Genomic DNA, 26,033 nt, shown 5'->3' on the forward strand with positions numbered 1-26,033 from the left:
TGAAGACAAGCTGGCGTCTGGCAACCGATTGCGAGTACGCGCACCGCGTTGCCGAGTACGAGCGCGATTGAAGACAATCCAGCGTCTCACATTCCGACTGCTATTCGCTACTCGTTACCCTTCGCAATGCCGGTCGAGTAAACTTGTCGTCAGCGGCGAACTGCAAACTGTCGTCGTGGATAGACCGCGAACAACTCAATGCGCGTAAGCCGCCGGGTTGTGTTCAATCAAGTGGTCAGTCGTTTGCGGCGGCCACGTGATCGAAATCGTTATCCGACTAACTCGCCACATGGTTTGCCTGATATGGCATCAGTAGTCCAATGCCAAACATGCGGCTTAGCGTTCAACACTGGCATCAGTCTTACGGACTGTATACACATCTACTGCGTTTGCTACAGCTGTGGCACAACCCACAAGCCCCGTTTTCAACTTGTGGACGGGCAGTTTTCACTGCTTGACAGCCTGTTCGACACGAACGGGCCGCGAAGACTTCCCGTGCGAATTCTCACGCACAACATCGGCTTCGACCTAGCGTTGGCCGCACCCGTTGCAGACCGGGAGAGCTTCACCCCCTATTTCCACGTTCCTATCCCGAACAGCAAAGATCTCGCATCGATGATTAAGGCAATGAACTGCGGTCGTTGCTGCGACTCAAACTTACGCTCAAAATGCCACACTGACGAATGTCCGCTCTGCCACTACTCTTCACTTCGTGTCGTCGGAGGTTGGGTTTGATGACGCTACCGCATGACGCCACGACGACGGATAACCAGTATGGATCTGACTTCGCGAGCTTGCGAGCCGATGCTCAAGTCCTCTGTTCAAGAAGCCCGTTGATCTGTTTTGGTCCGTCGCTTCACGCTAGGGATTCGCTTTTCCTGGCTGTTTCTTGCGGATCCCTATCTGCCAGCTCGAGTAGCCTGCTGTGCTGCGAGATTGGGGAGAGCCTCACCGGCGGTCGCTACAGGGTGGCCATCGACTTGCCGAGCATGTTTGTTACTTGGCGGTTCCGGTGCGTTTGACTCGTGTGCGCCCGAACCGGCGCACGCAAGCCGCCGAGTTCAGCTAATCGAAGTGGTCAGCCGAATGTGGCGGCTACAGAATAGAAATCGTCATCCGACTGAAGATGGTACAAGATTGCGCTAACGATGAATCCATACGCACCACCTGACGAACATCAGCAAATGGAAGATATTCGAAGCGGCCGATCAGGTCCGACTTTGATCCCGGCATTTCTTGCCATGCTACTTGCATTGGCATCGTCTTGGTGGGGCGTTGCGGCGTGTGTCTATGGATACGAATTTTTTCAGTCGGGCGTCCTCGATGTACCGACACCGCACCGTGCGAAGGAATGTTTGTTCTTGGCATTGACCAGCTTAATCGCAGCGAGCATAGGATTCATCGGTGCGGTCCGTTGGTGGCAGAGCCGACTGGCAATTGCGGCAATCCTTACTGCCGTGGCCTGCATTTTGATCTTCGGGCTAGCTCCAATGCTTTCGATCCAATAGCCATGCGATGATGACGGAGCGGCGGAGTCAAGCCTTTTGACGTGGTTGGTCTCTCCCCGCCTCCGCGTATCCCTCTTGTTACCCAAATGAATTATGACCACTCTCGACGAGCTTGATCCTCCCGCTTGGCAGGAACCTGAAACGCGATCAGGCTTGATCGCGGCATGCCATCACTTGCGCAGCAAACCGTTGGATGAATTCACAGCCGAAGACTTGCGTGTAATGATTGGGCAACAGATTTGCCCGAATGTGTTACTCCCAATAGCGGTAGACCGACTAATCGGGAAACCTCTTGCCGCAGGCGACTATTATCCAGGCGATCTGTTCGTTGCCTGCGTAAATGCCTGCCGCAAAGACTGCAACCTAATGGAACGCCATCTTGGTGTCCTGTCGTCGATCGCAAAGGCGATACTTGACGAACGCCCAGATGACGACATTGTTATCGGCGCGGCCGAATCACTACTCACGGAAAATGCCGGGTAACGATCGCGTGAACTCACGTACGGGAGTCGGCGGTTTTGAAGCTGAGAGTCGTTGGCGCGGCCCTGCTGAACCGTGACGTTATCTCAGTTCATTGACGTACATGGGATTGACCACAGAAACGACTGCTGTGCGTGGTTTTTCTCTCGCTGAACTGATGAACTGCGCATCCGCATGGGCGTATGTTCTCGCGCTCTTCGGATAGGAATGGGAGGATTCTTCGGTGTGGTTGGCAATGTCAGGACCGCTGATTGCTGGTCCGTTTAGAATTGTCATATGGGGGAGACGTGCTTTCCTTCTGTCTGCGACTGTCGGACTTGTGATTTGGCATCGATCTTACTTTACCCGGCGATGGGTGCTGTTCGGTAACCAAGCAATTGTTTTAAGGACCGATGTCAACTGCGCGGTCGAACCCATCGGGAAACTGAGCGATAATAATGCCGAGCACCGAAAGACGGGAGCTGACGTTTTGGACGTGGCTATTGTCTTGGCAGGGCAATCGCACGTCGATTTCGTTACCCGACTGATAGCCGCGATGCGCAACTATGACATCGTTTGAAACTTCCCACGTCGTCGAAGCCTATCGTGAGCGATGCGAAGACCGCATCGACGTCATAGCTGATGGTGACCGCACATTGATTGTGGTTGCCGACGGCGCTGGTGGCACCGGGGACGGGCACACCGCGGCAGAGATCGTGATCCGCGAAACGCGGGCAAACTACGCTGCGATAGGCAACTCCACCGACTGGTCCCAATTTCTTTCGCAACTGGACTTTCGCGTGCACACCGGCGAAACGACCGCTGTAATTGTCGACCTCTATCCTGATCGCATTCTGGGCGCGAGCGTCGGCGATAGCTGTGCTTGGGTGATCGATGGACCTGAGATTACTGACTTAACACGTACCCAGATTCGCAAGCCGCTACTTGGCTCCCAAGCGTCGAAACCTACTCCATTTTGGCACGGCCCACTGAACGGTGTTCTTCTGGTTGGCTCCGACGGATTTTTCAACTACGCCCAACGCGATCAAATCACACCGCTCATCGGACGCACTGATTTTTTTGCAATTCCGCGTGCCTGTGTCGACATGGTTCGCCTCCCTTCCGGCAAACTTTGGGATGATACTGCTATCGTTGCGTGTCGGGTGCGCCGGGCGCGTGCATCCCGCAAACGCTACTCGATCTGACAGTCAAGGAGCGGGAAACCATTGCATGAACCGAAGACGCGGAGTCGAGGTTTTCGAAGTGGTGAGCCGTTCGCCGCGTCTCGGTTGTGCCTGTTGTTCCCCGTTCAAGTCCCCCAATGCGAAACGATGCTTGAGCTTGACGATCCCACCGAACTGAGACGAAAGCGTAAGCGAATCGCCGAACTAAGCCGACGCCGCAAGTTCAAGGCGACCGCAAAATGGATTGTCGCAATTACCATGATTGCGGTGGGCTCAGCCTTCGCTGTCTATTCAACTCGTCTGATACTGGCAACCCCTGATCCGCTAGCAGTAGACGTTGGCATCGCATCATTTATTGGCGCATACGTAGGTGGTATCGGAGCTTTCACCTCCTATTACCTAGGCTCAAGCAGTTACAATGCCAAGCTAATCAAACTAGCGAAGGGTAAGTGGACCGAATCGCTTGCACCTGGAATCGTTGCTTACGCGTTCGGAATTCCGTGTTCAGCGACACTCGCGGGCTTGTTGGTTTCCCAGATGGAGTTTGCCTCGATCTTCTTCATCGCATCACTTCTTGGATCATCTCTACTTTTTGGCGTTTACTGGTACCTCGCTCAACCGCTCATCCCGCCTCGAATCTCTGCTCTCAACAATGACGGATAACAAAGATCGAGATCGCGACATGCATCGCAGCACTTGAGGACATCATCCAAGGTCCGCGGCCACTGCTACCGTGCGAGCTGGTTTCTTCACGACGAACGCCAAGCTTGAGCAACATCCGAATGCGTTTGTGGACTCGATCCCATTGCTTTAAAAATCGCGTCCGAATGCGTCACTTAGCGAGCTGCCCAAAAACGGAAGCTGTTTCTTGCCCACTCGCCTCTGAAAGTTCGTCGCCCTCATGACGTTTCTGTTCATCACCTCACCGCAATTCCCTTCGCGGAGTGATTCAGCTTGAGCGATCTATGTTTGGTATACTACCTGTCGTTCAAGTTGCTTTTCGCGCCAGGGGCTGTCATTTAAAGTGAAAGCGGGCCCCCACAAGTTCACGCCCATGTCTGGCGTACCAATACACCCGATTCAGCGAGTCGAGGCGGCTTGAACAGCGATGATCATCTGCGCGGACTGGGTAATCGGTAACATAATTTGTAGATACAAAGTCTCTGTTTCGCCTTGAGGTGCCCATGCCAATCACGATGAACGATTTGACGATCAGCCCCAAAGGTGTGGCCATGGACACGCTTCTATCGGAATGGACGTGGGCAATGCCGGAGCCGGTGCAACCGGTCCTTCTAACCGCAATGGGCGATGCGTTTGCTCAAGGTACTTCCGGCGCGGTCTATTTTGTCGACATGATTGAAGGAGACATCCGCCCTGTCGCCGAAGACAGTGAATCCTTCCAGTCGTTGCTACGTGACAATCAATTCGTTACAGATCACATGTTTCCGTCGCGGATCGTGCAATACCGCAAGGCAGGATTGATGCTGCAGCCGGCGCAAGTCTACAGCCATAAGCAGCCACTCGTCTTGGGAGGAACGGACGACATCGGGAATGTCGAAGCGACCGACGTCAGTGTCCATATCAGTGTTCACGGTCAAGTACATCGGCAGGTCAAAGATCTGCCGGACGGCACGCCGATTTCAGAAATCAAGATCACGTGACACCCGACTGACCAAATCGCTTTCGCATGCACGGAAGCGGCGAAGGCCAATCTGTTTTGAAGTCAACGACTACTACCCTGGGATGCCCCCGAAACTTGGTCCAGGGTTATGAAGGCAGGGATTAGGTTACTGAATCACATTCGTTGTGCCGCTTCGACGTAAGGAGCACAGCGACTGGAGTTGAAGCGGCACAACGGGCCGCGAACTCCGCAGGGGTAAGCCCACTCAGCGAGCTGTGTGGACGTCGGTGGTTATAGGTCGATCTCCATTGGCCGGTCACCTGCTGGGCTTCAGCAAGCGTGCTGAATGCTTCGCACGACAAGCACTCGTCCCGAAGCCGACTTTGAAAGCTTTCGACGTAGCCATTCTCCCAGGGGCTGCCTGGTTCGATGAACGACGTGCCGACATCAATGCGGCCGAGAAACTCTCGAACGCGACGACTGATGAACTCGGGGCCGTTGTCACTTCGGATGAATGCCGGAACGCCTCGGATCACGAACACATCCACAAGGAGATCAACCAGGTCATCACCCGTGAACCGGCGAGAGACCTCCAAGGCAATGCATTCCCTGGAGTACTCATCGATCAGCGACAGGATTGTCAGCGAGCGTCCGTTGCTTGTCTGATCAAAGATGAAGTCGATCGACCAAACACGATTCATGCGTTCGGCACGGCGACGGCAGATGCCTCCGGAATCGCTTCCGAGTCTACGTTTCTTCCTCTTCTTCCGCGGCACTCGAAACCCTTCTCGTTTCCAGAGTCGGTAAATCTGTTTGAAATTCACTGTCCACCCTTCACGGCGTAGCATCCGCGTGATCATCCGATAGCCGTAGCGCGGGAATTCACGAACCAGTTCATGAATGCGGCGAAGCAATATCTCTTCGTCGCTCTTGGATTGCGTCTGGTACCGCTGTGTACTTCGCGGTTGACCAAGCGTCTTGCATGCCCGACGTTCTGACACCTCAAAGGCCTTTTGAGCCTTGGCGACAGCCTCACGTCGTCGCGCCGAACTCAGAAGTTTCCCTCCGCAGCCATCTTCAAAATCTTCTTGTCCAACTCCGCTTCTGCGAGAAGCTCTTTCAATCGTTGATTTTCGACCTCAAGCTCTCGAAGGCGTTTCGCTTCGTCGGATTTCATTCCACCGTATTGTTTTTTCCAGCGTTCCCAGGTCGCCGCGCTGATCTCAAGTGCCTGAAAAACTTCAGCCTCGGTGTTGCCCGCCGCCATCATCGCTTCGCCTTCTTGGAGGGCCTTCATAATCAGCTTGGGTTTCCGCCGTTTTCGTTTCTTCGTCATCGAAAGTCTCCTTTGGCCGTCGTGGCCGGTAAACTTTCATAACCGAAGAATCAGTTTTTTGGGAGTACGTCAAATCATTTGAGAGGCTCACACAACATGCGCACGTTGGCTATCGGCGATATTCATGGCTGCTATCGTTCACTCGACACACTCGCGTCGTTTGTGGGGCTCGAGAAAGACGACAGAATCGTTACGCTTGGCGACTATGTTGATCGGGGTCCTGATTCGCGACGAGTCCTGCAATGGTTGATCGATCGAGTGGATAGCGGACAACTCATTCCACTGCGTGGGAATCACGAGGTGATGATGGTCGAGGCGCTTCAATCTGAGCGGCACCTTGAAGAATGGCTTGCTTGCGGCGGTGATGCGGTGCTGTCGTCATACGAAGCCGAACGACTCACCGATATCCCCACAGAACATTGGCATTTTTTAACCCGCTCGCTACGATCACATTTCATCACAGAAACGCATTTCTTTGTACATGCGAATGCATGCGCCGAAATCCCGATTGATCAGCAACCAGATGAAATACTGTACTGGGAATCGTTTCGCGATCCGCCACCGCACGAATCGGGTTTGACGATGGTGTGTGGACACACGGCACAGCGCGGAGGAATTCCGCTTTCGATCGGCCATGCAATCTGCATCGACACCTGGGCATGCGGAGAAGGTTGGCTGACCTGCCTTGATGTCCAGACTGGCAACTGTTGGCAGGCCAATGAATCTGGTTCCACCCGACACATCTGGCTGGATGAGCGCCGATAGCAACCAGTAAATGCTCAGACCTGGTCTTCTGGCTTGTCGTAGGGCGAATAGCGACGCTAGAAATTAACTGATCGAACGCCATCCGTTTGTTTCTTGCAATTGTCGCGGCTCGTCTCGCAAGCACTCAAGAAAGTACGAAGCAGGACAATCGGGATCGCCGGATTTACAAACCGCCCTCAACGCACCACTTGAGCGCAACCGAACCACAATCACGATGGGTCGAGTTGCAAGACTTGCGCTCCGCACGGTCTACGGGAGCAAGGGGGATCAGCGACGACGCCTTGCCCCAGTTGATTCATTTGCCTGAGTGATGGAGCTGATTTCGAATCGAATAATTTCGACGCCATGGTGGCGGGCTGCGATTCCGACTTGGCCTTCGGCAAAGCTTCGGTCAAGGAATTCGTAGCAGAGTGTTCCATCCTTGAAAATGGCGAAGCGATTTCCCACCCCTAGCACTTCGACAACGTTGGTTGCATCTCGCTCGGTTTTCAATGCTTGAAGGTTGATTGGCCGTATCGCTAGTCGCTTTTCGTCTTTGCCGAACCGGATGGGCGAGGCGATGTTGTAAAGCCAACCTTTTTCGGACGAGAGTCCCACCCAGTATCCCGTTCGGTTGCCCGGGCGACGTTCGGTAGAACGGAAAACGACCGCAGCTTCGCCGTCGTCTGAAATCTTGTAAGTGATTCGGATGCGAAAGTTGTCGGTCGGGACACCATAGAGCATCATCTTTTTGTGGTCGCCGTTCGCCGTCAGCAGACCGCCTTCGAGGTCAAACCCACCTTTACTAAAAGCAGGATCAAGCTTCCCGTCACCGAAGAGCACCTGCCAATTCGCCTCTTGTCCATTTCGTTCGGTCGCGTTGTCCGAGGCCGCGGTGAACTGGGCATAGGTTAATGAGTGTTGGCGCAGCGACTCGGCTGAAGCGGGACGAAGATTGCCGGTGCGAGCGAAAATCGCCAAGACCGAGATAAAACAGGGCCCCGCAATGCAGCATGCAAAGAAAAGAGCTCGCCGCACCGCGATGGAATTAAAGTTGCTGCTCAGCATGGATTCGGTTGTTTTTTGAAAAGTGAAGTTCGATCATAAAGCCGATACCAGCGCAAGCCAGCAATGCAACCGCCCTGCCAAATGAGAGCAGACCGATTTCTTCATCATACGCTGGACCGAAGCAACCACATTGTGCGACTCGCCCTTGAATCAAGAGTATCAGCTGTGCTGCGGCAAAGGAGCCGCTGAGTGCCAATGCGATCACCCAAGAACCGAGTCGGAAGATCCCGGTAGCCAAGAAGAACGCGGCAATGGCGCTCGCAATGGGAATAACCGATGCGACAGCCATCGAGAACCTTGGACCAACGACACCATACCGGTAAACGGTGCTTAAAAATGCGAACGGGTTGCTCAAATGGAAATAGCTGCTTGCGGCCAGCATCAGCAGGGTGAAGCAAGCTGCAACCGCATACACCGATTTCAAAAGTTTCGAATACTTGCTCATCGTTTTTTCAGGCTTCCGGATTGTTCGACCCAGTCCGCCCAGCCTCCCATATAAATACTAATTGATTTGTACCCTGCGGTGTTCAGTCTGGATGCCACTTCAGCCGCGTAGGGGCATGATGCTGAGCCACAGAATACGATGATTCTTGAGTGTTCATTTTGCGACCCCAGTTTTCTACGGATCAAAGCAAGTGTGGAATCTGGCGGCACATTCAAGCTGCCGGGAATCGATCCCTCGCGATGCGATGGCGCGTTGCGTGCATCAACAAGTGTTATGTCATCGCTGGAAATTGCGTCTTGAACTTCTCCAATGTCGACCCAAGGGAAGAAGTAGCCTTTGTTGGTTTCTTTAATCGCTTCAACCGTTGATTGGTTGCGCCAAAGCCCCTTGGCCTGAAGATTAAAAGCGAGCATCGCGATCGCCAGAATTGCAATTGGGGCACCGAACGCGTGGGAACGCCGTTCAGACCTGAGTAGTCGGCCAATCGGCGTATCCGATTTCAATAGCTGTCGAAGGCTAAAAGCAAGAAGCAGAAGCAGTGAAATGGCGATGGCGCGGCCGGCTACCAGCGTGATTGAGGGATGGGACGCCTCCTTGGGTGACACGACGATTGCAGTTCCATCCCAGCGCGAAAGCAACTCCGATGCGCCGACCTGGCTATCCACGTTCTTCGCGGAGCTATCGTAGAGCGAAACAGAACTCCCGGACCCACGATAGAGCACCCAGTGGTTGTACCGCGATGACCCTGGTTCCCCCACATGCAAAATAGCTGGCCTCCCCAGCCACTCCAATTCACTGAGCGAAATGTACCGATAAAGCGATGCCTGTGCGCCGTGGTCGGCGAGTGCCGACATTAACTCCTTTGCCGACGACCCATAGGTCGAACTCAGATATTGTGGCTGAAGCAAGTCTCGAAAATCCGAGACCGGTTTCCCAATTTCACTGAGTGATGCGTGGACGCAATAAATCCCACAATAACCGTCGTCATTCGCGATGTCCGTCGCAAAGCTTTGCGTGCTCAACCAGGAGACACAAACCAGGACGAAGACAAAGAATCGCTGACGTTCCAAAACTTGCTGGTTCATCATTTCGCACTCATTCGGGTCGACCGGATGGCAAAAGCGCCAACTGCGAGAACGGCGATTGCAATCCCGACGATAGCAATCGCTCGAAAGCTACTTCGACTAGCATCGTCCGGCGATCGGGATAGTTTTGACGATGTGTAAACCGGGGCGATCGCATCGCCGTTCCAGGCATATGCCAACCCGCTATCCGAATCTGCCATTGTCACCACTGCCCCGGCTGGAAGCGGCGAAATCAATTCGGCCGAGTATGACTTCGCCGCTTCATCACCGGTCAGCAGCACGGAACTGGTATAAGCCCCCCGAAGCCCCAAAACAGTACCATCGCTCATCGTACGAACCACCGCGATATTGAACTCTTTAGGAACTGCGTGTTGACCGACCGTTTCCGTCGCCGTGATTTCAAGTTCACACGACACTGACTTAAGCGTCGGATAATCCTTACCGACTATCCTTCCGTTGCTGCCGGCACCAAACAGATCCCCTTCGGTCTTTTGGATTTGAAGGCGTTGGAGGACGGGGAAATCGCCAGTTTTAAACACAGCGGTGGCATGGCCATACTTACCCTTTCCAGTAATGACCACTTCGCCTTCGGATTCCTCCACGCTTTCAAGACTATCGAAGTAGGACGCAAATTTCACGTAGTCGTCCCATGGGCTTCTGCCGACCGCGACACTGGAATACGCGAGAAACCGGTACCATGGCGCGTCACTCTTTTTCGCATCAAAGAAACCCCGACAAGAGGACGTCCCGTTCTCCGGCATGATGTCGATTGCGAGCTGTTGACCGTCTTCGATGCGAAGCTCCACCTGCATTACCTGCTCGCCAGCCGTTGCAAAATCGCGATCCTTGTAAAACAGATGTTTCCGATCACCATCAACTTGAAAAATCACATTTTGCGTAGCAACGACGCCTGAGCCTGGGGCTGCCACATCAACAAAATCAAACTGCCCTTCGATCCTACAACTCTCGGGCAAGCTGCACGCCCGAAAATATTGCTCGGAATCATCTCCGCTAAACACGTACGAAGCAGGGAAAATGACCGCCCAAACTGCAAGCACGGTAACCTGAAAAAAAACAGTGCAAATCACCCCCGAAAAGAGAGTCGACCGATCAAACCGTAGGATCTTTGCCCTGCGAGCGACAACATTATCTCTCGCCCTTTTAGACTCCGAGACGCAAAACAGATTACCGAACTCATCTTGCGTCTGCGAATGATGTTTTGAATACATTTCGTTACGATGTTTTCCTGGGGAATAATCCTGTAACCGCCACTGGCCGTGTGAAGCAGATTAGCTGCAAAGGGAAGCGAGCCGGAGTTCTATTTTCTAATTCAAGCTGGGTGGCGCCGTCCGCACCAAGCCCCCTAGAAGACCTTGAGTTCAATACACCTTTGCGCAGCCCCAAACTGAACTCACGCGGTTAGGCAAAACTCACAGACTATCAGGACGCCACATCTGAACGTCGCTTTGCGCGTCAATTGCGAACTTCCGGCTCTGCGAGATCCCAAAACCCTCGCAGAGCCGTGTAGTCCTAGTTGTCACGCATATGCATCAATTAAACAAAATCCGAAACGTTATCGATGCGCAGCAAAACGCACTACTTCAAGATCACGATCAATGACGTAGCCGTTCATGCCAGCTGTTAGCAAGAATCGATCAACTTCCGCAAAGCCGACAGCCTTCATGGGCTTGGCTCATGCAGCCGTTCAATGTTCTTTTCTGGCAATCCTGAGCACTATATGGGTCAAAGACAGCAGTGAAACATTCTTTGAGTGGATCATACTCTGAATCGACCCAACAATTCTTAAGCATTTGATTGCAGGGCAGTCCACTGCCATCGCCCTGGCACGAGACATCATGGCGTCCGGTGCAATCCGGACACGCACCACCAACAATTTCACCGCCGTCAGATACAGAAGCCTCCACTGAGATGACTGAGAAACATAAAACAACAACACCTACACAGAACACCGTAAATGCTCGCATGACTTTCCCTTTTGAAAGGAACCGCTTTGGTGTGAACCAGCCTTGACGGCGTTGTCAAGACGTTTTCAACATAAGAGTGCTCTAGCGGGGTTGCAATATCCACTGTTGGCGAATAACGATTTTTTCTATACAGCGATACTCAGTCAGAATCCCGCCATTTACATCACTACATTTTTCTCTGAGTTGTTTGTCGGACCTCTGACAAAACTGGCCAATCAAAATGAGTGCCAAGGTATATGCATAAACGAACAGAGAATCCGCGAACGAAGAAGCGGAACATGTAGTCGAGCTTTGATTAGTCACGAACCAGTGACACCGCATGTCGCTTTGACAGCCCTCCGCCACTTAAAAAGAAACACCTCTGATCGCGTGACCTTTCATTGAGGCGGGTTTCCGTAATTGTCGGGAAAGCGCAAATAAAACAAACTTATTGGATTTTGCTTGAACAGAATCTTCGGTTGCGCTAGAACGCTAGGGCCACCTTCGCCTCCGCTACGCGGATTGAACGTGGATACCACACACGTTAGCCTGGCGAAACGGCATCTAAGTTAGCCATGCAACCACAGTCTCGCTGCACAGGCTGGAGTCTTGGAATGAAACTCATCATACAGATCCCTTGCTTTAATGAAGCCGACACACTGCATCGAGTCATTTCAGATTTACCTGAGACAATTGTTGGCATTGATGAGATCGAGACGTTGGTGGTTGACGATGGAAGCACCGACGGGACTGCTGCAGTTGCATTGGGTTTGGGGGTGGATCATGTAATTCGGCACAACAGAAACCGCGGGTTGGCGGCTGCGTTTTCAACGGGGCTGACGTCCTGCTTAGCGCTCGGGGCCGACGTGATCGTCAACACAGACGGGGATTGCCAATATCCGGGTTGCGAGATCCCTTCACTGGTTGAACCGATTATCAAAGGACGTGCCGATCTTGTCATTGGAGATCGCCAACCCGGTCGCGACCCGCGATTTTCGAGGTTAAAGCGTTTCCTGCAGCGAGTTGGACGGCGGGTTGCAAGCCAACTGGCCGGGATGGACCTGGCTGATCCGGTGAGTGGTTTTCGTGCGTGGTCGCGAGACGCTGCGATGAGAACGCATATCGTAACAACATACAGTTATACGATTGAATCATTACTACAAGCGGCAAAGAAAGGCCTTGCGATCCAGTTCATTCCGGTGAAGACGAATGCCGCAACAAGGCCATCGAGGCTGTTTCGAAACATCCCCCACTTCTTAGTGCGGTCGGCAGTGACGATGCTTCGAGTGTTTTTCTTCCTACATCCACTTCATATCCTGCTTTGGATCAGTGGTTTGCTGTGTTTGATCGGTGCAATTCCTATTTTTCGTTTTTTGACCCTGTTCCTACTTGGGAGTGGCGAAGGCCACCTGCAATCTTTAGTTCTGGGAGCAGCATTGGTGATCGTAGGAGTCTTGATTCTGGTGACTGGCCTTGTTGCTGACTTGGTCGCGCACAATCGGCGTCTCATAGAAAAGCTTTTAGATCAAATGCAGGCAACAAACGAACGTATGATTGCTGGCCAGAGCATTGAATCAGCTGAGATGCGAGTTACTGCGACGAAGAATCGGACGCGATAATCATTATCCCTGGATGTACAGAGGCGGAGGATGAGCAAGAGATTTTCTTTTGGACATGTGTCGCGTTCCGCATTTACCTTGATTGAACTTTTGGTTGTGATTTCAATTATCGGTATCTTGGTTGCTTTGACATTGTCAGCTGTTCAAAGCGTACGTGAATCTGCAAGAAAGATGCAGTGTGCGAGTCGACTTCGGGACCTCGCGTTAGCCTGCCAGAATTACCACAGTTCGTTTCGACAGTTCCCAATGCACGGCGGCGGCACTGCGGAACCGAGAGGCACTCGGATATCACCTGACAGCTCAAGTAATCATCATCGGCTGGGGGTTGCAGTAGCACTACTTCCCTTCATTGAGCAGCAACCGCTTTGGGACACCATTTCGAATCCCTGGAGGGAGCCAAGGAGTGGAATCGTTTTTCCTGCGATGGGACCAATCCCTTGGTACAACATTCTCTCCGCGTCACAAGAAAACCTGTACGGCCCCTGGAAAATTTCACCGACGTTTCTTCGTTGCCCGAGTGATCCCGGGGAACCGCTCGTCAACAGCGGTGCGACGAACTACGCGGCATGTCTGGGTGACGGTGTCTTCGCGGTGGGCTGTGCATTAAAAAAGCCACAATACCGATCCTCAGGCGATCGGCAGCCCCAGCGATTTGATGACTCGTCAAAACGGGGCCTGTTCGCAAACTGGTTTGCATTCCGGATGCGTGACTGCAGTGACGGTCTTTCCAACACCTTACTGTTCTCGGAAATCTGTGTTGGAAACGGTGATCGAGCATTTAAGTCCAACGTGATCATGGAAGTCCCTGGATTACGAGATAGCCCGCAAAATTGCTGGAACTTAATCGACTTGGAGTCCCGACTGATTGAAGGCGGTGCGGATCTGGAACCACGTGGCGTACGGTGGGCAGATGCGGCACCTTCGTTTTCGGCGTTCAACACGGTATTGCCTCCCAACTCACCTTCATGCAGTGAGGTTCCTCCGGATGGTATTCATGCCAACTGGTTTGGAGGCGTCTTCTCCGCAGGAAGCTATCACTCGGGGGGAGTGAACTGCGTGTTGGCTGACGGTGCGGTCCGTTTCATAAGTGACTCGATCCAAAGCAAGTCAGATACGGAAATTGCTGGAAGCGTGTACTTGGGTAATACGCAAAGCCCCCCAGGTTCAGCGAGCCCGTTTGGGGTATGGGGAGCCATGGGGACGCGTGCGTCCAACGAAACAATTGTGATGACAGATAATTGAGTTGAAAGAGATGGATGCCAAGCAGAACACCTACGATCTTGAGCGGCAGCGTCGCAAGCGGTCGGTCACTCTTCCCTCCGACGAGGTTCTTAAGTGGATCGAATTTGGATGTTGGGTTACGGTTTTGTATTTGCCTGTATTGCGTCTCACCAACGGCGTCTCTGTTTCGCCTGAACAGTTTGTCTCGCGTTCGCTCCTTGCCAGCGTCAGTGTTTTGGGCGCGATATTCCTCTCACTTCGCCGGATTCGCAAGCGACGGCAACTCGATGTTGAGCGAGGCTCGTGAATGCGCCATTTGATGGATCAACGGGGACGGTCTCAAAAGTTCTATGGCGAGTTGGGATTCCTGTGCCTCGCCGTTGTCATCGGACTTATTGTGCGGATCGCATTTCTGACGCAGACAATGCGATCCGATGAGGCGTTGACGTTCAATAATTTTGTTCAAAAACCGGGAGAGTTGTTGCATTACGCGTTACCTAACAACCAACTCTTTCACACTGTACTTGTTCGCTTGACAACCGCCGTGTTGGGTGCGGATCCATGGATCATCCGACTGCCAGCGTTCCTTGCGGGGATTGTGGCGATTCCACTTGGATGGCAGTTCTGCCGCAGATTAAACAATGGGCGTGGAGGAGAGTTCATTTCTGCGGCGATCGCGGTGTTCCCGTTTTTCGTGCTGTTTTCCACTAACGCACGTGGCTACACGCTGCTGGTCTGCCTTTGTCTCCTCGCAGGACTGCATGTACAGCGGATCCTTGAAGATCCCAATTCGACAGCAATTTGGCCGCTCGCAGTTTTCATCGCACTTGGTTTTTGGACCATCCCGACGATGTTGTACCCAGCGACCGGGATTGTCTTTTGGCTGACTTTAGGACTGATCACGAAAAGTGACTTAGCGGTACGCGATGGGGCCTGGATCCTGGTCGTACTTGGAATCCAAATCGTGGTTCTAACGACAGCTTTTTATGCTCCCACACTGATTCGTGAAAAAGGGATCGAAGAGGTCTTCTTTAATCGGTTCGCTGCTTCTCTTTCGACAGAACAGTTTTATGGCGGAATGGGAGACAACCTGACGCACACCTTACGGCATCTATTCCGACACGTGACTTGGAAACTACCGCTGGTAGTGCTTGCTGTCTGCGGATTCGTGGCATCTTTGATGAAACGCGAAGAGCGGTTATTGCTTTTTCTTGCCGGGGTGAGCGGAGGTGTGGCGTCGGCATTTTTGTTAAAGCAAAGTTTGCCATTCACGCGTTCGTGGATTTTCGCCTTGCCGTTTTTGTTCGTTGTCGCTGACCGTGGATACACATGGATCGTTAGTGCAACCCCACGTCTCGTAACTTTTGCTTGCCATTTGCTGATCATTGGGGCAAGCGTCTGGTTTGCGCGTGACTTGGTGATTCATAATCGAATCGCTAAATACAATGACACGGGATTATTCCCGGAGGTCATTGATGTCGCTGATTATCTGACCAAAGTCACGCAACCTGGAGACAAAGTAATCAGCCCGATCCCTAACAAAGAGCCTCTGAAATACTACTTGGCTCGTGCGGAGTGCCCGGTGCAAGTTGACCATCGACTTCGGCAGCCCGGCCGACATTTCTTCGTGACTCGCGAAAACCTAGCTCCGGACGGAGAAGGAAAACTTTTGGCAACGATCGGAGCGGCACGCGTGTTTAGGATGCATTGAAGGGACTGCAAATTGGGTCAGTGCGTTCGCATTGTTTTTCACGTCAGTTTTGATTGATCGGAGATTTTTGTCGATGCAGATGCAGGGTGTGCCGGGCGATCGCGGACGAGTGAAATGGAGTTTACTTCCTGTCACCATCATCGTTTTCCATCTTTGCCTCGTCTCCATCATTGCGTTTCGATCCGGCTTCGCCTGGACCGAAGTGGGATTGTTGCCGAGCGGAGTTGCAGACTGGAAATACGCCGACTTTGCATCCTTCCGAGTTAATCCGCCTCTCGTACGCGACATCGCTGCGCTGCCGTGGTGGATTGGCGGCCCTCAGCTCAAGTACCTCCATGAGAAATCGGATCCGCGATACCGAATGGAGTGGGACCTTGCTCGTGAAATGATTATTGATCACGAGGAGCAAAGCTATTGGTGGTTAGCACTTGGCAGAATCGCTTGCTTGCCTTTTTTGGCGATAGGGATGGCAACTGCATTCATTTGGTCCAGTCGGCTCTACGGACACGCGGCAGGGATCGGTGTGCTATTACTTTGGGCGGTTTCGCCCAGCTTGATTGGTTATGGGGCATTGATCAGCGGCGACGCACAGGCAGCTTGCATGGCTTTGGGATTGCTTTTCGTATTTCGCCAGTGGCTAGACCATCGCTCCCTTGTGATGTCAACTGCACTTGGTTTAATGGCGGCATTTGCTGTACTGACTAAAACCAGCTTGGCAATCCTAGTGTTGATGCTGCCGTTATTTTGGCTTGCCGCAATGGCATGCGATTGGCTGAAGCGTTCGGGGCCAGTGCAACGCAGGAGCATTTCGGAGCGTCTCAATGACAATAAAGGAGTGCTGGGACACGTGATCGCGGCGTCGTTCGCGTTCCTGTTGGTGATCAATTTGATGTATGGCTTTGACGGATCGTTTCGTCCGTTAGGGAACTTTGATTTCATCAGCCGATCATTTGCCGGCGCTGATGGCTGGCAAGAGGTGGAGTGGTCGGGGAACCGATTCCGGGGAACGATACTGGAGCAAATCCCGGTACCACTGCCGAGCGACCTGCTGATCGGACTCGATCTTCAGAAGTGGGATTTCGACCGTGTCCGATGGTCCTATGCCAATGGTGACTGGGCAGACCACGGCTGGTGGTGGTACTACCTACTGGGATTCGCGACCAAATCGCAGCTGGGGTTGCTTGCACTAATCCCGCTTGCCATTTGGATCAGGTTTCGTGACGGGATCCATCCTGCCACTGTGCTTCGGGACGAATCGCTCCTGATGTCGTCTGCAATTCTTCTCATCATTTTGGCAAGCACACAGACCGGCGTTAGTCGTCATCTGCGCTATGTGCTTCCTGCTGTTCCGTTGTTCCTGGTGTTATTGAGCCGGGCATTCAATGCGTATGCCACTGCGTCACAGGCACTAAAGGGTTATGCGTCGATCTGCCTGAGTGGAATGATCGCAAGCAGCCTTTGGGTTTATCCACATAGCATCTCGTACTTCAACGAGTCGATCGGTGGGCCAATGCATGCGGACAAGGTATTTAACGCCAGCAACATTGATTGGGGACAAGACTATCCCTACTTGAAGCGGTGGAGCGAGGATCACTCAGGAGCGAGGCCATTGCTTGTAAAGTCCTATTTACACTTGATCGATCCACAAAAAGTTGGCATTCCAACCGGACGCCAACGCGTGCCGCCGATGACTGTTAAGCATTATGAGCAACATGGTGATGCCAGCTTTCCTGTTGGTTGGTACGCAATTGATCGAGAGACGAGACTGCGGCGCACGGGCGACTATCTGTACCTGCACCAGCTCAATCCAGTTGCATTTGCGGGTTACGGATTCCTAATTTACGAGATCACGGAAGACGATTCACATCGCCTGCTTCGGGCAATCAAGAAACTCGCTAAGCAAGCAGAGAGGCCACAGGACGGAGATGATACGACCAGGTCGGAAGGCGTCTAATTGGGGGCAACCAGATTTGCGTCTCGGGAGAGTAGCCATCGGCCGTCTGGCTGGCGGTTGAAGACGGTCAGCGTGTTGCCCGTCAGAGACGTCGGCTCGCCACCAAACCGTGGCGTGACTGTGATCTGGATCAATCCGGTCGCGACTGCCAAGTCGCCATCGATCTTGATCTCTATGAATTCGCCTTCGCATTCCATCGTGACTTGATCCTTCATCGCTTGGAAGCTCTTGAAGAACTCCTTTCGTCCAAATGGCGGGCGACCAGGAGAAAGAAAAACGACATCGGCAGTCATCAGTGAATCGAGCATCGAAAGGTCGCCGGACATGGTGGCGCGGAACCATCGGCGTTGGACATTTCGGATCGCTTCGATGTCATTCATGGGACTTGCGAGGCCTCTCTGACGTCGGCGAATTCTTGGAACACGAACCCGCTCTTGGCAACAATGTACCCGCCCGATCGGACTGGCCAAAATCTGGATCGCGAAAGCTGAGCAAGATTGCGGAAATTACTTGGCCGATTCGCGTGGTCGCCCCCGCAGAGTGAATGGCGACACTCGAAAATCAGTCGCTTGGAGTGGTTTCACGTTATTGGGTGAGATCTTTGGTATGGTGCGTAGCGGATGCTGCGTGGGATCTTTGACAAGATCCACTACGGGGGAGATGCGCGTGTTGGATCTTTGACAAGATCTACTACGGGAGAGATGCGCGTGTTGGATCTTTGACAAGATCCACTACCGGAGAGACGTGCGTGTTGGATCTTTGACAAGATCCACTACGGGGAGATGTGGGATGTTTTGGGTTTATTGGACTTGCCACGATTCGTTGAAGAAACCTGCATCGATGACTTTTCCAGGGGCACGTGTCGTTGCACCTTCGGTAATGTCGACGATTGCCCAGTCAGGCAGCTTGGGCGTTTGGCGGGCGTTGTTGAGGTAGTCGTATTCTCGGAACGTGAATCCGCTATTTGCAACAATGTATTTGTCTGGATTGGACGGGTTTGGGTAGATCAATATTCCGGCGTGGCTCGACCGCGGGTAGCGATGGTCGCCAAGCACGATCGCGTCGTTTTCCCACCGCATCGGCAATCCGTCTTGCAAACGGGCCAACAGGGAATTCGAGTCCGGATCGCCAAATGCGATCAAGTGATGCCGCATGATCATGTCCTTGGTGACTTCGTTGTCATGGACCACTCGGATGTCGCCGCGAAAATGTTTGCGCCAGTGAACCATCGCGTGCTGTGCTTCGCTTTCGGCCCATTGTTGGAACGTTTTGTCTTTCGACGATTTCGACGGCAGAACGAATAGAAAGGAGTCCATCAAGGCATCGTCGATCGGCCCTTGCATCCCTGGCCGTTTGCGTAGTGCATTGCCAGCTGAGTCATCGACTGCCCATGTGTCGCCATGTCGGACAAGCTTGATCGACCACGAGCGGTCAGAACGAACCGGTGGACCAACTAACTCGGAGCCATCGATGGTGATCGATGGCTGGCACGGAAACGTGGACTGCCATTGTCCCGATGCGAAGCTCAGCTCAAGTTTCGTCGCGTTTGTGGTTTCAATGGTGAGGTGTCCTGCATCGTTTAAGGAAGCAGTCACGTGCGATCGTTGCCAGTGTTGCTGCAGTCCGGTCAGGTGCACCCAGTGCATGCGGTTGTAGCGAAGGGTGTAGGTCGTCAAGTCGACTTGATTGGGAACGTTACCGTCTGCCATCGCAGCCAGCTGGGCCATCCGCGATTCGATTTCGATTTTCGAGTCCGCATGAATCTGGTGTGCGGTCTCGGGACCGATAACATGAACCAGATCGATGCCTTGCTCCGCAAGCGAAACATCCATCACATCGGCTGCTTGCTTTTGTCGATCGATTCCTCCGCTGTAAGCAACCGTCGAGCAATGGATCAGATTGCGTGACCATGGTGGGCAATCATAAAGCTGCCACAGAGTGCGTTGATAGTCCGGCGTTTCGCTCAGGTCCTCTTGTTGGAAGGACTTCAAGAACTCCGGGGTCTCGCTAAATCCGGCGCCGGGGTTGGCGGCAAAGAAGCGGTCGGCGTAGTGCGTCGCAAACTGCCAGCACGCGGCACCACCCATCGAGAACCCGCGTGCGGAGATTCGCTGCGGATCGACTGGCAGTCGCGTTTGCAGGTACTCGAGTGCTTCCAATACGTCGACTTCACCCGCAAATTTGAACGCGTTGCTGTAGCGTCCGTAGGGATGCAGGACGAACGTTTCGGCGGGTGTGTATTGGCCGGCGTTGTTACTGCCAGTCCACAGAAAGTTCAGCTCGCTGAGTTTTTCGCCGCGTCCATGAAACCAAAGGTCCAGGCGACGGGGTCGACTGTCGGATGCAGAGAAGCCGGCGGGGACCACGAGTGCGTAGGGTTGATACGAACCATCAATTTTTGATTCGAAGCCGCCGATCACCAGCGTTTGCGATTGGCCGTCGGTGATGCCAACAAGCTTTGCCCAACTGGCATCTTGTTTGGCGAGCGCGATCCTGCGGTTCGCTTCGTCCAGCAAGACGCCTGCGTGTTCGGCTTCGGTTTCGGCATAGAATTGATTCAACTCGATCGCCATTTCGACCGACCGCGGGAACACCAAGATCTCCGGCGTAAGTCGGCTGAGTTTGTCGAGTCGTTTGATCGCGGCATCACGTTGCCATCCCTTGCTCGCTTCAATCGTTTGAGACGCTTCGGCAAGTGTTTGTTGCCAGGCTTTGCGAATCTGCTGGCATCGTTTGCGCAGTGATTCGATCTTGTTGCCGTCGATTTGGATGCCGATGGGAGGGATCGGCCGGACGGAGGTTGCGATATTGTCAGCTGGTCCGTCGGCGCAAACGTTGCTGTAGCTGAAGGGAGTGCCAGGAACACTCGCCAAAAGGCAGGGCAGTGTCAGTGCGAGTAGGAATTTGCGCAGCATGAAGGGGCACCGCGGTGGGAGGAAAAGGTAGGGGGAGGAATAGAATCGAGAGCGACTGGCTAGTCGACCAAGTCGGCTTCGGCCCAAAGACTTGGGTCTTCCATCACAGGGTACTCTTCGCCGAGGCTGAGCGTCTGCCAACCGAGTTCACGATCCAGCACCGCAAAGTATAGCCCCAATCGCGACTGGTCTTTGGGGGCGTAGCCGGTCATCGCGTGATCAGGGATCAAACCACTCAGTTCGTAGCCATCATGGCGGGCGACGGTTTTGATTTTCAGGGCTTCCGGCGGGATCGGTTTAGGATTTGTCCGGGCGCGATTGATTTCGATCAGCGAAGCGACCGGGCGTTCGCGACGTGGACCGCCACCAGCGGGCATGAACAAGAATCGGTGACAGTACTGCGTCGCGCGGTGGATGTTGGGACTGCAACGAGTGTCCAGCCAGAGATGAAACCCGTCGCTCTCGTCCAGTCGTGTGTCGCGGCACCACGGCAATTGTCGTTTACCGACGACGCGGAGGTGGAATCCCAGGCCGCTTTCTGACCAACCGATGCGGACATCTGCATACGACGGCCGATCGGCGAGGGAGCCGAATGACGGAACTCGACAGCGATCGGGGAGTTCGAGGCCTTTGTCCGTCCAGTTCAATTCGTCCTTGCGGATCGGAATTTCGAACCGGAATAACATCGTCGGATCGATGAAGCGATTCGGCTTTGTTTTCGGACTTTCCATGACGTGCAACGTTGGGCGGCAAGGTGGTGCGAGGCAGGCAGGATCACCGATCCGCGTTGACCGTCAGTGTGATCGAGTCGAGTGCAAGACGCAGCGACTTGGCGGCCATGACAAAGTTTGTGTGCCCGCTGACCTCGGGTTGAATCTCTTCGTAGAGCTCAGTGGCTTTGCGAAGTTTCGACAATTTCTTGCGAGCCATTTTGAGATACTTCGCGTCATCGTCGACTTCATCAAGCGGGCCGACGGCAAGGATAAAGTCGTAGATATCGCGAACGATATCACGCAAGTCCTCGTCGTCTTCGGACTCGTCAGCATGCTTGAGAAACGTGCGCACCATCCAGAGGTGCGCAACTTGTTGATCAATCTGGATGACTCGGTCGTGTGGTTCGACTGGAGGTGTCATCTAGCTATCGCTTACGAGTCGGATGGCGTTGTCGGCGTATCCGGCGCGGCAGCTTCACCGGTTGGCACTGCCGCGGCTGCAGCCGGTTTGGCAGGTGCATGCCCGTGCGGGGTATAGGCAGCGGTCAAGCAAATGCCGACGGCGACCAAGCCCATGCCGAGGAACATCAACGGGTTTCCTTCGTGGAATTTCAAGTAGGAAGCGATCGCGTTCACGGTCACCGCACCACCGAATACGATCGGCATCACGTAACTGGGTTTACCACCGGCCTTGGTCAAGGCAAACGTTAGTCCGAGAGCACCGAATGCCCCCAAGACACCTGCAAGGAATCCCCACTTCATCGCCGGCTGGTACGGGCCGGTGTAGTCGAAGTTATCGTTGAAGACGGTCTTCATCATTAGCGAGCCACCGATGATCGCGATCACGACATAGGCCATGCCGATGAAGACGTAGGGCTTGAACGGACCCCATTTGACGGCTGAGTCGGCTGGGGCGCGTGCGTTGGTCAATGTCGGACCGTAGAGCCCCCAGCACAGGGCGACGCAAAGGGCACACAGAACGGCAAAAATCTTCATGGTTGTGAACTTCGAGAGTAAGACGGAGGGGCGAAGTGGAGGGAGCGTTAAATCTTGTGAAGGAAGTGACAGATATCGCCATCGTTCATGACGTAGTCCTTGCCTTCTACGCGTAGTTTACCGGCTTGGCGAATTTCTTTTTCGCTGCCAAACGTTTCGAGGTCTTCAAGCGTGTAAACCTCGCAGCGAATGAAGCCTTTTTCGAAGTCCGAGTGGATCACGCCGGCAGCCTGTGGTGCGGTCGCACCGGCCGGGATTGTCCAGGCGCGGACTTCTTTTTCGCCAGCGGTGAAATAGCTTTGCAGCCCCAGCGTCTTGTAGGCCGCCTGAGCAATCGTGCTGAGTGCGGGGGCTTCCAAACCAACGTCGGCCAGCATTTCGGCCAAGTCGTCGTCTTCGAGTTCGGCCAATTCGGATTCCAGCTTTGCGCTGACACAGACGACGTCGGCGCCCGATTGTTTGGCGTGTTCGCGTACTTTATCGACGAGTGGATTCTTGCCTTCGAGGTCGGTTTCGTCGACGTTGGCGACGTACAGAATCGGTTTGGCAGTCATCAATCCGAAGCTGTGGATCGACTTCGCTTCCGCTTCGGTCAGCTTGAGTGTCCGCAGCGGCTGTTCGGTTTCCAGGTGCGCGTTGCACTTTTCGATTGCCGCGACCCGCAGTTTCGCCTCTTTGTCACCACTTCGAGCGGTGCGCTGTGCTTTAGCCATCGCGTTTTCGAGCGTTTGCAAGTCGGACAGCACCAATTCGGTTTCGATGGTGTCGATGTCGGCGACCGGATCAACAGCCCCGGCGACGTGGACGACGTCTGGGTCTTCGAAACAACGGACGACCTGGACAATCGCGTCCACTTGGCGGATATGGCTGAGGAATTTGTTTCCCAACCCTTCGCCTTCGCTGGCACCTTTGACGATGCCGGCGATGTCGACCAGTTTCAAAGCTGCGGGGACAACTTTTTGTGGTGCGATGTATTTAGTGATACGTTCCAGGCGAGCGTCCGGCACGTTAACGATCCCTTCGTTCGGCTCAATCGTGCAGAACGGATAGTTTTCGCTTTGTGCGGATTGCGAGCTGGTTAACGCATTGAAAAGCGTGCTTTTGCCGACGTTTGGCAGACCGACGATCCCGGCTTCCATCGATATTGTCTTGGGCGGTTCTGGGACTTGGATGAAAAGGCAAAGCGTATCATCGTCGAGGCACTTTTCGAAGGGCACAGCTTCACAGTGGGACGAACTGGAACACAACAATGCGCGGATAAGTTTCGCTGAGTCCTACAGGCGGCCCGCAGAAGGGAATCCTGCAGGCAAAGCGGGTGGATTTGTGGAGAAAAACTCGAGATTCTGACGAGTTGACTAATCGCACGAAGCGGAATTCGCAGTCACGGAGGGCCATCGAAACTCGCAATCGCAAAGGTCCCTCCCAGTGCGACGCTTCACACTCGGTGCCATCATTCTTTTTGCCGGAGCCCTCATGGCTCTGCCATTCCGCCGGACGGATTCTCCCGATCCGGGGCCGACACCACCCAACCGATACGGTTCTCCATCGACACTTGACGATCGGGCGATCGAGTTGCTTGTTCAAGAAGTGACCGCCGAAGTCGATGTACCGACGCTCTATGAACCGCAGCACGAAATGATGCAGGCGGATCCCGCTGTCGCAATCAACTCGCTGCCGCTGCGGTACGAAGAAACCGCTGTACCGCTGGATCCCGATCCCTACTACCAAGAACGCTTTAGCGCGGCCAGTTCGGCAGTTCCGGAGAACTCGGGCAGTGCGTTCCGATCGATCCCTTCGCAGCTGGCAGGGACAATGACTTCACCGGGTGGCCCGAGCTTTTCCGTCGACCCGCCGGCCAATCAGCTTTCAGAGGCGGAAGCTGCCAAGATCGCCGAATTCGAACGCCGGTTCGCGGGAACCCAGTTCGTTGATCCCAACGTTTCGGAGTTGGCGATGAATCCCAACCCGGCTCAAGCGGTGATCGCGGAACCTGGGCGTCGTACACAAAGTGCGCCCTTTGTTGCCGAGGAGAACCGACGCCCTTCAACCGCACGCCCAATGAGCTTGCCAACGTACTCTGCGTTACCGGCATCTGCAGCCCGGTTGACCGATACGGTTCCCTCCGCTGCTTCGCAGCAACCTGGTTCAAAGCGATCCGCCGCGCGTCCTGCCGGACAATCCGTCTTGCAATCGCTGCCCGCTGGCGACCTGTCGGCCGATCCGGAAGCGGCACGGACCAAGCACTGGATTCGCCAGCCGAACTGAGTTTGGCATTTACGGTTCCTCCGGCATGTGCGAACCGCTTGTCGGGACCAGTCGATCGTTGGTAGAACCGACGGTCCAACTGCGCCTCTGCAGTGGGATCTCCGGTGAGATTTGATGACAACGACACGATTTGGGCGAACGGATCCGGTGGACTATCGAGCTTTAATGAGCGGCCAGCAGCGTGGTCCGGTTGCCCTCTTGATGCGTTTGGGCCTGCGTATCGGAGAAGCCGGATACCGTGTCGCGATTGGTTTCCGCAACCGCCGATTCGATCGCCAAAGCGACCGTGTGATTTCATTGGAAGTGCCGGTCATCAGCGTTGGCAATGTGACCACCGGCGGCACTGGCAAAACACCGATCGTTGCCTATCTCGCCCGCTGGTATCGCGATCAAGGCGTCCGTGTCGCGATCGTTAGTCGCGGTTATGGGCGTGGGGATGCGTCAGAGAACGACGAAGCAAGAGAGTTGCACCAGCGTTTGCCAGACGTTCCACACGTGCAAGATCCCGATCGCGTTGCGGCAGCCAGAGTCACCATCGACGAATTAGATACTCAGTTGATCCTGATGGATGATGGGTTCCAACATCGCCGGTTGGGCCGCGACTTGGACTTGGTGTTGATCGACGTGACCTGCCCATTCGGTTTTGGCCATTTGTTACCAAGGGGCCTGTTGCGCGAGCCACTGGAATCACTAGAGCGTGCTGACGCGGTGATCTTGACGCGATGTGATCAAGTCAGCGAATCGGCGATCGACGAAGTCATCAAGACGGTACGCAAGCATGTTTCAAATCGCCCTATTGTTCGTTCGACACATGCAGCGAGCGGGCTGTTGACGTTCCCCGATCAAATCGATTCCGTCGAGACCTTGTCCGGTGCGAGGGTCGCAGTCTTTTGTGGGATCGGCAATCCGGACGCATTCCGGCACAGTGTTGACGCGACAGGGGCGAAGGTCACTTCGCAGAAAATACTCCCCGATCACGTTGACTATGACCGATCGACGGTCGACGAAATCGTTGCGTGGGTACGAACGCTTGGCAAAATTGATGCCTTGGTCTGCACGCAAAAAGACCTTGTCAAACTCCAGTGCGACCGTTTAGGCGGCGTGCCGGTAAGAGCGTTGACGATTGAAGCAAGCTTAGAGCCGAACGAAGCTTTTGAGCAGTTACTGGTTGGCATTCAACGTCAAGCCGAGGCCGTTGAGACGATCGAATGGTGATCGCTCGCGA

25 protein-coding genes are annotated in these 26,033 nt (G+C 54.0%); 13 read left to right on the forward strand and 12 right to left on the reverse strand.

The features are described 5' to 3' along the window. Window positions 1-1,148 precede the first annotated feature (1,148 nt). The 5 genes from CGZ80_RS12055 (at window position 1,149) to CGZ80_RS12080 (ending at window position 4,812) form a co-directional block, all read left to right on the forward strand. The gene (locus tag CGZ80_RS12055; protein ID WP_094414672.1) at window positions 1,149-1,508 is read left to right on the forward strand and encodes a hypothetical protein; all 360 of its coding nucleotides are present in this window, start codon (window positions 1,149-1,151) and stop codon (window positions 1,506-1,508) included. Window positions 1,509-1,601: 93 nt separating this feature from the next. Continuing rightward, window positions 1,602-1,991, forward strand: a complete 390-nt coding sequence (locus tag CGZ80_RS12060) for a contact-dependent growth inhibition system immunity protein (protein WP_094414674.1) — start codon at window positions 1,602-1,604, stop codon at window positions 1,989-1,991. Window positions 1,992-2,533: 542 nt separating this feature from the next. Beyond that, complete coding sequence (locus CGZ80_RS12070) at window positions 2,534-3,172, forward strand: protein phosphatase 2C domain-containing protein (RefSeq protein WP_094414678.1); 639 nt, start codon at window positions 2,534-2,536, stop codon at window positions 3,170-3,172. Between the two features lie 126 nt (window positions 3,173-3,298). Then, a complete protein-coding gene (locus CGZ80_RS12075) occupies window positions 3,299-3,814 on the forward strand; it encodes a hypothetical protein (protein WP_143543891.1) in 516 nt (171 codons plus the stop codon). 533 nt (window positions 3,815-4,347) lie between these two features. Then, window positions 4,348-4,812, forward strand: coding sequence for a T6SS immunity protein Tdi1 domain-containing protein (locus CGZ80_RS12080; protein ID WP_158222673.1), 465 nt, complete (start codon window positions 4,348-4,350; stop codon window positions 4,810-4,812). Between the two features lie 121 nt (window positions 4,813-4,933). On the opposite strand, the gene CGZ80_RS12085 is transcribed toward CGZ80_RS12080, so the two are convergent. Both CGZ80_RS12085 and CGZ80_RS12090 read right to left on the reverse strand, forming a co-directional pair. Then, complete coding sequence (locus tag CGZ80_RS12085; RefSeq protein ID WP_094414684.1) at window positions 4,934-5,773, reverse strand: IS3 family transposase; 840 nt, start codon at window positions 5,771-5,773, stop codon at window positions 4,934-4,936. 50 nt (window positions 5,774-5,823) lie between these two features. After that, complete coding sequence (locus tag CGZ80_RS12090) at window positions 5,824-6,108, reverse strand: transposase (protein WP_094414686.1); 285 nt, start codon at window positions 6,106-6,108, stop codon at window positions 5,824-5,826. Window positions 6,109-6,204: 96 nt separating this feature from the next. On the opposite strand from CGZ80_RS12090, the gene CGZ80_RS12095 reads away from it, so the two are divergent. Next, entirely contained in the window at window positions 6,205-6,873 is a 669-nt protein-coding gene (locus CGZ80_RS12095; RefSeq protein WP_094414688.1) for a metallophosphoesterase family protein, read from the forward strand. Between the two features lie 267 nt (window positions 6,874-7,140). Here CGZ80_RS12095 and CGZ80_RS12100 read toward each other — a convergent pair whose 3' ends face one another. From CGZ80_RS12100 to CGZ80_RS12115, 4 genes are read right to left on the reverse strand one after another with little or no spacing between them, the layout of a single operon-like run. Then, window positions 7,141-7,920 carry a hypothetical protein gene (locus tag CGZ80_RS12100; RefSeq protein ID WP_146042992.1) on the reverse strand — a complete coding sequence of 260 codons (780 nt, stop codon included), beginning with the start codon at window positions 7,918-7,920 and terminating at the stop codon, window positions 7,141-7,143. After that, entirely contained in the window at window positions 7,901-8,365 is a 465-nt protein-coding gene (locus CGZ80_RS12105) for a MauE/DoxX family redox-associated membrane protein (RefSeq protein WP_094414692.1), read from the reverse strand. The genes CGZ80_RS12100 and CGZ80_RS12105 overlap by 20 nt, the downstream gene beginning before the upstream one ends. After that, window positions 8,362-9,453 carry a rhodanese-like domain-containing protein gene (locus CGZ80_RS12110; RefSeq protein ID WP_094414694.1) on the reverse strand — a complete coding sequence of 364 codons (1,092 nt, stop codon included), beginning with the start codon at window positions 9,451-9,453 and terminating at the stop codon, window positions 8,362-8,364. The genes CGZ80_RS12105 and CGZ80_RS12110 overlap by 4 nt, the downstream gene beginning before the upstream one ends. Then, a complete protein-coding gene (locus CGZ80_RS12115) occupies window positions 9,450-10,340 on the reverse strand; it encodes a hypothetical protein (protein WP_143543894.1) in 891 nt (296 codons plus the stop codon). Before CGZ80_RS12115 ends, CGZ80_RS12110 begins: the two co-directional genes overlap by 4 nt. 1,688 nt (window positions 10,341-12,028) lie before the next feature. Here CGZ80_RS12115 and CGZ80_RS28990 point away from each other — a divergent pair. The 5 genes from CGZ80_RS28990 (at window position 12,029) to CGZ80_RS12140 (ending at window position 17,919) form a co-directional block, all read left to right on the forward strand. Continuing rightward, on the forward strand, window positions 12,029-13,033 hold the full coding sequence (locus tag CGZ80_RS28990) for a glycosyltransferase family 2 protein (protein ID WP_094414698.1): 1,005 nt from the start codon (window positions 12,029-12,031) through the stop codon (window positions 13,031-13,033). Between the two features lie 30 nt (window positions 13,034-13,063). Then, window positions 13,064-14,275 (forward strand): DUF1559 domain-containing protein, encoded by a 1,212-nt coding sequence (locus tag CGZ80_RS12125; protein WP_094414891.1) that lies wholly within the window; start codon window positions 13,064-13,066, stop codon window positions 14,273-14,275. Between the two features lie 10 nt (window positions 14,276-14,285). Next, complete coding sequence (locus tag CGZ80_RS12130; RefSeq protein ID WP_094414700.1) at window positions 14,286-14,561, forward strand: hypothetical protein; 276 nt, start codon at window positions 14,286-14,288, stop codon at window positions 14,559-14,561. Continuing rightward, window positions 14,562-15,965: a glycosyltransferase family 39 protein gene (locus tag CGZ80_RS12135; protein ID WP_094414702.1), complete on the forward strand. Its 1,404-nt coding sequence runs from the start codon at window positions 14,562-14,564 to the stop codon at window positions 15,963-15,965. It begins immediately after the preceding gene. 73 nt (window positions 15,966-16,038) lie between these two features. After that, window positions 16,039-17,919: a hypothetical protein gene (locus tag CGZ80_RS12140; protein WP_094414704.1), complete on the forward strand. Its 1,881-nt coding sequence runs from the start codon at window positions 16,039-16,041 to the stop codon at window positions 17,917-17,919. Here CGZ80_RS12140 and CGZ80_RS12145 read toward each other — a convergent pair. From CGZ80_RS12145 to ychF, 6 genes are all read right to left on the reverse strand, one after another. Then, a complete protein-coding gene (locus tag CGZ80_RS12145) occupies window positions 17,916-18,299 on the reverse strand; it encodes a YybH family protein (RefSeq protein WP_094414706.1) in 384 nt (127 codons plus the stop codon). The two genes, CGZ80_RS12140 and CGZ80_RS12145, sit on opposite strands and share 4 nt — an antisense overlap. Window positions 18,300-18,719: 420 nt before the next feature. Further along, window positions 18,720-20,834: a prolyl oligopeptidase family serine peptidase gene (locus tag CGZ80_RS12150; protein WP_143543895.1), complete on the reverse strand. Its 2,115-nt coding sequence runs from the start codon at window positions 20,832-20,834 to the stop codon at window positions 18,720-18,722. 59 nt (window positions 20,835-20,893) lie between these two features. Beyond that, complete coding sequence (locus CGZ80_RS12155) at window positions 20,894-21,565, reverse strand: hypothetical protein (RefSeq protein ID WP_233148381.1); 672 nt, start codon at window positions 21,563-21,565, stop codon at window positions 20,894-20,896. A gap of 43 nt (window positions 21,566-21,608) precedes the next feature. Then, window positions 21,609-21,968 (reverse strand): amidohydrolase, encoded by a 360-nt coding sequence (locus tag CGZ80_RS12160; protein ID WP_094414708.1) that lies wholly within the window; start codon window positions 21,966-21,968, stop codon window positions 21,609-21,611. A gap of 11 nt (window positions 21,969-21,979) precedes the next feature. Next, on the reverse strand, window positions 21,980-22,543 hold the full coding sequence (locus tag CGZ80_RS12165) for a hypothetical protein (protein WP_094414710.1): 564 nt from the start codon (window positions 22,541-22,543) through the stop codon (window positions 21,980-21,982). A 47-nt stretch (window positions 22,544-22,590) separates the two neighbouring features. Next, window positions 22,591-23,688, reverse strand: a complete 1,098-nt coding sequence (gene ychF, locus CGZ80_RS12170; RefSeq protein WP_233148393.1) for a redox-regulated ATPase YchF — start codon at window positions 23,686-23,688, stop codon at window positions 22,591-22,593. 328 nt (window positions 23,689-24,016) lie between these two features. Here ychF and CGZ80_RS12175 point away from each other — a divergent pair, with 328 nt between their 5' ends. Both CGZ80_RS12175 and lpxK read left to right on the forward strand, forming a co-directional pair. Next, the gene (locus CGZ80_RS12175) at window positions 24,017-24,808 is read left to right on the forward strand and encodes a hypothetical protein (RefSeq protein WP_094414714.1); all 792 of its coding nucleotides are present in this window, start codon (window positions 24,017-24,019) and stop codon (window positions 24,806-24,808) included. Between the two features lie 114 nt (window positions 24,809-24,922). Continuing rightward, a complete protein-coding gene (gene lpxK, locus CGZ80_RS12180; RefSeq protein ID WP_094414716.1) occupies window positions 24,923-26,023 on the forward strand; it encodes a tetraacyldisaccharide 4'-kinase in 1,101 nt (366 codons plus the stop codon). Window positions 26,024-26,033: the final 10 nt, after the last annotated feature.

This window comes from Rhodopirellula sp. MGV, from assembly GCF_002251265.1.
In the GTDB taxonomy this organism is placed as follows: Bacteria; Planctomycetota; Planctomycetia; order Pirellulales; family Pirellulaceae; genus Stieleria; species Stieleria baltica_A.

Excerpts from the sequence above, each read along its gene's own strand:
- CGZ80_RS12055 (WP_094414672.1), top strand. The coding sequence starts at position 1,149 with ATGAATCCATACGCACCACCTGACGAACATCAGCAAATGGAAGATATT.
- CGZ80_RS12060 (WP_094414674.1), top strand. The coding sequence starts at position 1,602 with ATGACCACTCTCGACGAGCTTGATCCTCCCGCTTGGCAGGAACCTGAA.
- CGZ80_RS12070 (WP_094414678.1), top strand. The coding sequence starts at position 2,534 with ATGACATCGTTTGAAACTTCCCACGTCGTCGAAGCCTATCGTGAGCGA.
- CGZ80_RS12075 (WP_143543891.1), top strand. The coding sequence starts at position 3,299 with ATGCTTGAGCTTGACGATCCCACCGAACTGAGACGAAAGCGTAAGCGA.
- CGZ80_RS12080 (WP_158222673.1), top strand. The coding sequence starts at position 4,348 with ATGAACGATTTGACGATCAGCCCCAAAGGTGTGGCCATGGACACGCTT.
- CGZ80_RS12090 (WP_094414686.1), bottom strand. The coding sequence starts at position 6,108 with ATGACGAAGAAACGAAAACGGCGGAAACCCAAGCTGATTATGAAGGCC.
- CGZ80_RS12095 (WP_094414688.1), top strand. The coding sequence starts at position 6,205 with ATGCGCACGTTGGCTATCGGCGATATTCATGGCTGCTATCGTTCACTC.
- CGZ80_RS12100 (WP_146042992.1), bottom strand. The coding sequence starts at position 7,920 with ATGCTGAGCAGCAACTTTAATTCCATCGCGGTGCGGCGAGCTCTTTTC.
- CGZ80_RS12105 (WP_094414692.1), bottom strand. The coding sequence starts at position 8,365 with ATGAGCAAGTATTCGAAACTTTTGAAATCGGTGTATGCGGTTGCAGCT.
- CGZ80_RS12110 (WP_094414694.1), bottom strand. The coding sequence starts at position 9,453 with ATGATGAACCAGCAAGTTTTGGAACGTCAGCGATTCTTTGTCTTCGTC.
- CGZ80_RS28990 (WP_094414698.1), top strand. The coding sequence starts at position 12,029 with ATGAAACTCATCATACAGATCCCTTGCTTTAATGAAGCCGACACACTG.
- CGZ80_RS12125 (WP_094414891.1), top strand. The coding sequence starts at position 13,064 with ATGAGCAAGAGATTTTCTTTTGGACATGTGTCGCGTTCCGCATTTACC.
- CGZ80_RS12130 (WP_094414700.1), top strand. The coding sequence starts at position 14,286 with ATGGATGCCAAGCAGAACACCTACGATCTTGAGCGGCAGCGTCGCAAG.
- CGZ80_RS12135 (WP_094414702.1), top strand. The coding sequence starts at position 14,562 with ATGCGCCATTTGATGGATCAACGGGGACGGTCTCAAAAGTTCTATGGC.
- CGZ80_RS12140 (WP_094414704.1), top strand. The coding sequence starts at position 16,039 with ATGCAGATGCAGGGTGTGCCGGGCGATCGCGGACGAGTGAAATGGAGT.
- CGZ80_RS12145 (WP_094414706.1), bottom strand. The coding sequence starts at position 18,299 with ATGAATGACATCGAAGCGATCCGAAATGTCCAACGCCGATGGTTCCGC.
- CGZ80_RS12150 (WP_143543895.1), bottom strand. The coding sequence starts at position 20,834 with ATGCTGCGCAAATTCCTACTCGCACTGACACTGCCCTGCCTTTTGGCG.
- CGZ80_RS12155 (WP_233148381.1), bottom strand. The coding sequence starts at position 21,565 with ATGGAAAGTCCGAAAACAAAGCCGAATCGCTTCATCGATCCGACGATG.
- CGZ80_RS12160 (WP_094414708.1), bottom strand. The coding sequence starts at position 21,968 with ATGACACCTCCAGTCGAACCACACGACCGAGTCATCCAGATTGATCAA.
- CGZ80_RS12165 (WP_094414710.1), bottom strand. The coding sequence starts at position 22,543 with ATGAAGATTTTTGCCGTTCTGTGTGCCCTTTGCGTCGCCCTGTGCTGG.
- CGZ80_RS12175 (WP_094414714.1), top strand. The coding sequence starts at position 24,017 with ATGGCTCTGCCATTCCGCCGGACGGATTCTCCCGATCCGGGGCCGACA.
- lpxK (WP_094414716.1), top strand. The coding sequence starts at position 24,923 with ATGACAACGACACGATTTGGGCGAACGGATCCGGTGGACTATCGAGCT.